Raw genomic sequence first — 6829 nt, forward strand, 5'->3', positions numbered from 1 at the left:
TCTCTCCTCAGCTCACCATGTCCCGCCGTCGCAGCCCCGCCAGGCCCGCCGCCACCAGTGCCGCCGCCAGGGCCGTGAGCGCCAGGACCGGAGTCCAGGTCGTCTCCGGGCCCGGGAGCTTCGGCAGGTGGCCGAACGGGGAGAGGTTCAGGGCCGCCTGCGGCAGGTCGAGCGCCGGGCCGATCCAGCCGAGGGCCAGGCACAGGCCGGCCGCGCCCCACGCGGCGGTCGCGGCCTTCGGGACCGTGCCCCAGAGGAGGACCGCGAGCCCGGCCAGTGCCCACACCGCCGGGAGCTGCGCGAGCGAGGCGCCCAGGACCGGGCCGGCGTCGTGGCCGTACGAGAGGGCGAGGCCGGTCCCGCTGAGGGCCAGGATCAGGGCCGAGCCGCCGAAGGCGATCAGCAGGTGGCCGGCCGCCCAGCGGATCCGGCCGAGGGCGTTCGCGAGGAGCGGTTCGGCGCGGCCCGAGGTCTCCTCGCCGTGCGGCCGCAGCACCGAGCCGACCGCGAACAGGGCCGCGACCATCCCGAAGAGGGACACCATGGTGGCGAGGAAGGCGTCGGTGAGGGCGCTCTGGCCGCCCATCCGCTCGAAGACCTGCCGGGCCTGTTCGTTGTCGCCGACGATGTCGGCCGCGCCCTCGGCCATCCCGCCGAAGACGAGCCCGCCGAGCAGGAACCCCAGCGACCAGCCGAGGAGGGTGCCGCGCTGGAGCCGCCAGGCGAGCGCGCCCGCCGTCGCGAGCCCGCCCTCCGCGGGGCCCGGCCGGGTCGCGAGGAAGCCGGCGCCGACGTCGCGACGGCCGGTCAGCGCGTACGCCGCCGCCGTCTGGAGCAGGACCGCCGCGGCGGTCAGGAGGAGGACCCACCAGCGTTCGCCGGCGAAGGCGCGGACGTTCTCGGCCCAGCCGATCGGCGACAGCCAGGTCAGGACGGACGAACCTCCCCCCAGAACTCCGTCCTGGGAGGCATCTCCGGCCGTGCCGGAGTCGCCGGCCGCCCGCAGGACGAACGCGAGGCCGACGGCGGCCCCCGTCAGGCCCTTCGCGAGCCGGGCGCTCTCCGTCAGCTGGGCGGCGAGCGCGGCCGTGGTCGCGAAGACCATGCCGGTGCCGCCGATCGCCAGGCCGAGGGCGAGCGCCCCGGCCGCGCCCTGTCCGGCGAGTCCCGCGGTGACGACGAGCGCGACGGCGGAGTTGAAGACGAGCGCGGCGAGGAGGGCGGCGGTGAGCGGGGCACGGCGGCCGACCGCGCCGGCGGAGAGCATCTCCTGACGGCCCGTCTCCTCCTCCTCGCGGGTGTGCCGGACGACGACGATCAGGCTCGCGACGGCGGCGAGGACGGTGGCGAAGGTGCCGAACCGCCAGGCGACGAGTCCGCCGAGGGAGTCGTCGAAGACCGGTCCGTAGAGCGCGCGCATCGAGCTGTTGGCGGTCATGGAGGCGGCGGCCTCGGCGCGTTCGCCGGCCGTGCCGTAGAGGCCTTCGAGCGAGCCGGCGCCGCTGGCGACCAGGCCGCCGGTGACGAGCGCCCAGAGCGGGATCATCAGCCGGTCGCGGCGCAGGGCGAGCCGGGTGAGGGTGGTGGTGCCGGCGAGGGTGACCGTGCTCATGACGCCGCCACCCCGTTCGCGAGGTGCTCGTCCTCGTAGTGCCGGAGGAACAGCTCCTCAAGGGTGGGCGGGGTGCTGGTCAGGCTCCGTACGCCCGAGGCGGTCAGGGCGCGCAGGACGGCGTCGAGCTTGTCGGTGTCGACCTGGAGTCTCACCCGCAGGCCCTGGACGTCCAGGTCGTGGACGCCGGGGAGGTGGGCGAGGCCGTTGGGCGCGGCGGCGAGTTCGGCGGTGACGCTGGTGCGGGTCAGGTGCCGCAGTTCCGTGAGCGAACCGGACTCCACGGTCCGGCCCTTGCGGACGATGCTGACCCGGTCGCAGAAGGTCTCGACCTCGCTGAGGATGTGGCTGGAGAGGAGCACGGTCCGGCCGCGGTCGCGGGCCTCCTGGACGCAGCTCTGGAAGACCTCCTCCATCAGCGGGTCGAGGCCGCTGGTCGGCTCGTCGAGGACGTACAGGTCGACGTCGGAGGCGAAGGCCGCGACGAGGGCGACCTTCTGCCGGTTGCCCTTGGAGTAGGTGCGGCCCTTCTTGGTGGGGTCGAGCTCGAAGCGCTCGATCAGCTCGGCGCGCTTCGCCCGGTCGAGGCCGCCCCGGAGCCTCCCGTACAGGTCGATGACCTCTCCGCCGGAGAGGTTGCGCCACAGGGTCACGTCGCCGGGGACGTAGGCGATCCGGCGGTGCAGTTCGACGGCGTCCTGCCAGGGGTCCCTGCCGAGCAGCGAGACGCCGCCGGAGTCGGCGCGGAGGAGGCCGAGGAGGACCCGGATGGTGGTGGACTTGCCGGCGCCGTTGGGGCCGAGGAAGCCGTGGACCTCGCCGGTGTCGACGGCGAGGTCGAGGCCGTCGAGCGCGTGGGTCCGCCCGAAGGACTTGTGCAGTCCGGCGATGCTGATTGCCTTCGTCATGCTTCAGAACGTACGCTCATTTCACAAAGTTGTGAAGTTAAGGAAGCGTATAAAGTCGGAGGCGCGAAGCGGACGAGGGAGACGATGACCGGCATGACGACCACCGAGGCGAACAAGGACGGCAACGAGGAGGGCGTGTCCCGCTTCGTGGAGCGCTTCGCCGCCGAACTGACGGGAGCCGGCATGCAGCGCATGGCCGCCCGCGTCTTCGCGGCGCTCCTCGCCTCCGAGGGCGCCTCGATGACCTCGGCCGAGCTGTCCGAGCAGCTGCGGATCAGCCCGGCGGCGGTCTCCGGCGCGATCCGCTACCTCAGCCAGGTCGGCATGATCAGCCGGGAGCGCGACCCCGGCACCCGGCGCGAGCGGTACGTCCTCCACAACGAGCTCTGGTACGAGACCTTCACCCGTCGCGACCAGATCCTCGTCCGCTGGGAGAAGATCCTCCGCGAGGGCTCCGAACTGCTCGGCCCGAAAACGGAGGCGGGCGCGCGGACGGCCGAGACGGCCGAGTTCTTCGCGTTCCTCCAGCGGGAGATGCTGGGGATCATGGACCGCTGGGCGGTTTACAAGGAGGCTCGGGGAGCCGAGTCCTCCTTCTGACGGGCCGGAGTGTCCATGGGCGGGGCGAGCCGGGCGAGGAGCGCGGCACCCTCCGCCCCGCCGGCCGGCTGATACGGCCCGGCCGGCCACAGCGCGCGCCCCTCGAACCGCGGGACGACGAGCGGTAGGCCACCGGCGGAGAAGTCGCGCCAGCCGCGCAGCTCGACGGTCCCGGTCGGGTCGGAAGGCAAGCCGAGCCACGGGTGCTTGGCGGTGCCGGGCGGCACCAGCGGGAGCAGCCCCTCGGGCAGGTCGTGCGGTCCGCCGTGGGAAGGGAAGGCGACCAGAACGGGAACGCCCTCCTGCGGGTCGTGGAGCAGGACGTACCGCCGCGGGACCGGCACGGGGGAGCGCGCGGCCCGGGCCATCAGCCGGACCGCGGGAATCCCGCCGGTCAGCAGGCGATGGCCGGAGTGGGCGAGTGCCGCGAGCCCCACGACCGCCACGAGGAACAGCTTCATCAGGCCGCCCCCCTCCGGCCGGACGGCCGCCGCCGCGGCCGCCGCCGCGCAGACGGCCAGCGCCACCAGCACCCGGCTGACCCCCGCGGCCCGCCGCAGGCTCCGCACGCGCCACCACGCCACCTCGCGGACGTCCGCCTCCGGTCGCCGGGTCCGGGCCCGCGGCCGGGTCCGTGCCACGGCCTGCCGCCCGGCGTGGGCCGCGAGCCGTGCGTACGTCGGAGCGCCGGACGTGTCGGACTCGGGCGGCTTGACCAGGCTCACGCGCGGGGCCGGAACTGCGGTACGGACCGGATCCGGGACCTGCGGCACCTCATCCCGCGCCTGTGGCTGGACGGGGGTCGCCCGCGTGAGGAGCCCCGTCCCCGCGGCCTGCTCCATGATCCGCCGTCGCGCCCGCCGGTGCTTCACCGGCCTGGTCCAGATCAGCGCCCCGCCGCCGGGCGGTGCGAGCACCCCGCCCCTGGACGGGTCCCCGCACCACCACATCACCCCGTCGGGGCCCGGCCGCAGCGGCTCGTACCGCTGCCGCATCGCGACCACCTCCAGCGGCCACAGTCCGTCCCCGGCCGGGGCGCGCAGCACGACGGCCTCGGTGCTCCGCATGCTCCGCACGGCCACCGCGGCATGCGCCGACCAGACCCCGGAGCCGAGCACGCGCCTCATCCGGCGCGCCAGGGCCCAGGACCCGGCACCGGCGCCGGCCACGAGCACTCCCAGGGCGACGAGCGCGCCGATCAGGTCGTCCGCCCAGGGCTCCCCGGGTGCCACGAGCGCGACCCCCGCGGCCGGGACGAACAGGACGCACCCGCCCGTCGTCACCCCGCTCGCTCTTCGCCCGTACCGGTCCAGAGCCTTCGCCGTCGCCGGCAGATCCAACGCCCGTGCCATCCCGCATCCCCCGTCAGGCATACCGCCGTCCACACCACGCGCGACGTTAGACGGCCGCCGTACCCGCGCACCAGTCCGGTCAGTCCCTGGGCAGGGTCAGCCCCCAGGCCTTCTCCAGGGCCGTCCACGTCCGGCGGCGGACCGGTCCCGTGACGCGGCCGTCCGCGCGGTAGCGGAAGTCAGGGCCCGAGACGGTGAGGACGCGGGCGGTCGTGTGCCGGGGCGGGGCGGCCGAGGGGTGGACGACCACCTCGGCCGCCCCGCCGGCCGAGCGGACCGTGAGGCTCTCCAGCGGGGTGTCGACATCGGTGAGCAGCACCCCGTCCGCCTCCACCCGCAACCGGTGGGTGCGGACGGCGAGGGCCGTCGGGGCCGGGCGGACCAGGGTGCGGACGAGGGAGCGGCAGGTGCCCCAGACGGTCCCGGACGCCGGGGCGAGGGCCGGCGAGGCCGGTACCTGGAGATCGCCGAGGACGACGCCGTCGCTGTCGTCGACCAGCAGGTCGAGGCGCCGTACGGCCCCGTCGAGGACGGTCCGGGCGGCCGCCGGGGTGGAGCGCGGCACGCCGAGGGCGTGGGCGAGTTCCAGGGCGTCCGGGGCTCCTATCGGGACCAGGGAGAGGGCACCCGCGGCGAGCTCCCGCTCCCGGTGGAGGAGGGCCACCGTGCGCAGCAGCGCGCGGTCGTCGCCGAGCACCACGGGGCGCCGGGAGCCCCGCCGGGCCAGGGCGCGGGTGAATTCCTCCGGGCTGTCCGGCAGGCAGATCTTCGCCTCCGCGCCCGCGCACAGCACATCTTTCGCGATCCGTACGGACTCGCCGTCACTTCGGCGGGCGACCGGGTCGACGATGACCAGCAGCTGGTCGTGATCCGACACCTCGGTCCTTCCTCGGGTAGCATCTTTGTGCAAGAGCCCCTTGCGCTATTGCGCCAGGGGCTTCGTCTATTCCGGGGCACACCGGTGAGGCGGCCTCGGCCCCTGACCTTGGACATGCCCCACCCGGAAGGGGTGTACGCCTGTGCCCGCACTTGTGCTGCTCGGTGCTCAGTGGGGTGACGAGGGCAAGGGAAAGGCCACCGATCTCCTCGGTGGATCCGTTGACTATGTAGTGCGCTACCAGGGCGGCAACAACGCCGGCCACACCGTCGTCGTCGGCGACCAGAAGTACGCGCTGCATCTTCTCCCTTCCGGAATCCTCTCGCCGGGGTGTACCCCGGTGATCGGAAACGGTGTCGTCGTCGACCCGGCGGTCCTGCTCTCCGAGCTGAGTGGACTGAACGAGCGAGGCGTCGACACGTCGAAGCTCCTGATCAGCGGCAACGCCCACCTGATCACCCCGTACAACGTCACCCTCGACAAGGTGACGGAACGGTTCCTCGGCAAGCGCAAGATCGGCACCACGGGCCGTGGCATCGGTCCGACCTACGCCGACAAGATCAACCGCGTCGGCATCCGGGTCCAGGACCTGTACGACGAGTCGATCCTCACCCAGAAGGTCGAGGCGGCGCTGGAGGGCAAGAACCAGCTCCTCGCCAAGCTCTACAACCGTCGCGCCATCGACGCGGAGCAGATCGTCGAGGAGATGCTCCAGTACGCGGAGCAGATCAAGCCGTTCGTCGCGGACACCACGCTGATCCTGAACAACGCGCTCGACGAGGACAAGGTCGTCCTCTTCGAGGGCGGCCAGGGCACGCTGCTCGACGTCGACCACGGCACGTACCCCTTCGTCACCTCCTCGAACCCGACCGCGGGCGGCGCCTGCACCGGCGCCGGAGTGGGCCCGACGAAGATCAGCCGGGTCATCGGCATCCTCAAGGCGTACACGACCCGTGTCGGCGCCGGCCCGTTCCCGACGGAGCTCTTCGACGCGGACGGCGAGGCGCTGCGCCGCATCGGCGGCGAGCGTGGCGTCACCACCGGCCGTGACCGCCGCTGCGGCTGGTTCGACGCGGTCATCGCGCGCTACGCGACCCGGGTCAACGGCCTGACGGACTTCTTCCTCACCAAGCTCGACGTGCTGACGGGCTGGGAGCAGATCCCCGTCTGCGTCGCGTACGAGATCGACGGCAAGCGCGTCGAGGAGCTGCCGTACTCGCAGACCGACTTCCACCACGCGAAGCCGATCTACGAGATGCTGCCGGGCTGGTCCGAGGACATCACGAAGGCGAAGACCTTCGCGGACCTGCCGAAGAACGCGCAGGCGTACGTGAAGGCGCTGGAGGAGATGTCGGGAGCGCCGATCTCCGCGATCGGCGTGGGCCCCGGCCGCACGGAGACGATCGAGATCAACTCCTTCCTCTAGGAGCGCCGGCCGCCGTCCCGTTGCGGCCGCCACCCCCCCCCGTGTGGGCAATCG

At 73.3% G+C, this 6829-nt stretch carries 6 protein-coding genes; 2 read left to right on the forward strand and 4 right to left on the reverse strand.

From position 1 onward, the window contains the following. Positions 1 to 7: 7 nt before the first annotated feature. Complete coding sequence (locus AOK00_RS11500; RefSeq protein ID WP_055600212.1) at positions 8 to 1612, reverse strand: ABC transporter permease; 1605 nt, start codon at positions 1610 to 1612, stop codon at positions 8 to 10. Further along, complete coding sequence (locus AOK00_RS11505) at positions 1609 to 2520, reverse strand: ABC transporter ATP-binding protein (RefSeq protein WP_055600213.1); 912 nt, start codon at positions 2518 to 2520, stop codon at positions 1609 to 1611. Before AOK00_RS11505 ends, AOK00_RS11500 begins: the two co-directional genes overlap by 4 nt. An 84-nt stretch (positions 2521 to 2604) precedes the next feature. Between AOK00_RS11505 and AOK00_RS11510 the strand changes: the two genes are divergently transcribed. Further along, positions 2605 to 3120, forward strand: a complete 516-nt coding sequence (locus tag AOK00_RS11510) for a GbsR/MarR family transcriptional regulator (protein ID WP_055600214.1) — start codon at positions 2605 to 2607, stop codon at positions 3118 to 3120. On the opposite strand, the gene AOK00_RS11515 is transcribed toward AOK00_RS11510, so the two are convergent. Continuing rightward, entirely contained in the window at positions 3084 to 4472 is a 1389-nt protein-coding gene (locus AOK00_RS11515; RefSeq protein ID WP_159041737.1) for a hypothetical protein, read from the reverse strand. The two genes, AOK00_RS11510 and AOK00_RS11515, sit on opposite strands and share 37 nt — an antisense overlap. Positions 4473 to 4551: 79 nt before the next feature. After that, the gene (locus AOK00_RS11520) at positions 4552 to 5349 is read right to left on the reverse strand and encodes a hypothetical protein (RefSeq protein ID WP_055600216.1); all 798 of its coding nucleotides are present in this window, start codon (positions 5347 to 5349) and stop codon (positions 4552 to 4554) included. A 142-nt stretch (positions 5350 to 5491) separates the two neighbouring features. Between AOK00_RS11520 and AOK00_RS11525 the strand changes: the two genes are divergently transcribed. Next, complete coding sequence (locus tag AOK00_RS11525) at positions 5492 to 6775, forward strand: adenylosuccinate synthase (protein WP_055600217.1); 1284 nt, start codon at positions 5492 to 5494, stop codon at positions 6773 to 6775. Positions 6776 to 6829: the final 54 nt, after the last annotated feature.

This window comes from Streptomyces aureus, assembly GCF_001418135.1.
Taxonomy (GTDB): domain Bacteria; phylum Actinomycetota; class Actinomycetes; order Streptomycetales; family Streptomycetaceae; genus Streptomyces; species Streptomyces aureus_A.

Excerpts from the sequence above, each read along its gene's own strand:
- AOK00_RS11510 (WP_055600214.1), top strand. The coding sequence starts at position 2,605 with ATGACCGGCATGACGACCACCGAGGCGAACAAGGACGGCAACGAGGAG.
- AOK00_RS11505 (WP_055600213.1), bottom strand. The coding sequence starts at position 2,520 with ATGACGAAGGCAATCAGCATCGCCGGACTGCACAAGTCCTTCGGGCGG.
- AOK00_RS11500 (WP_055600212.1), bottom strand. The coding sequence starts at position 1,612 with ATGAGCACGGTCACCCTCGCCGGCACCACCACCCTCACCCGGCTCGCC.
- AOK00_RS11515 (WP_159041737.1), bottom strand. The coding sequence starts at position 4,472 with ATGGCACGGGCGTTGGATCTGCCGGCGACGGCGAAGGCTCTGGACCGG.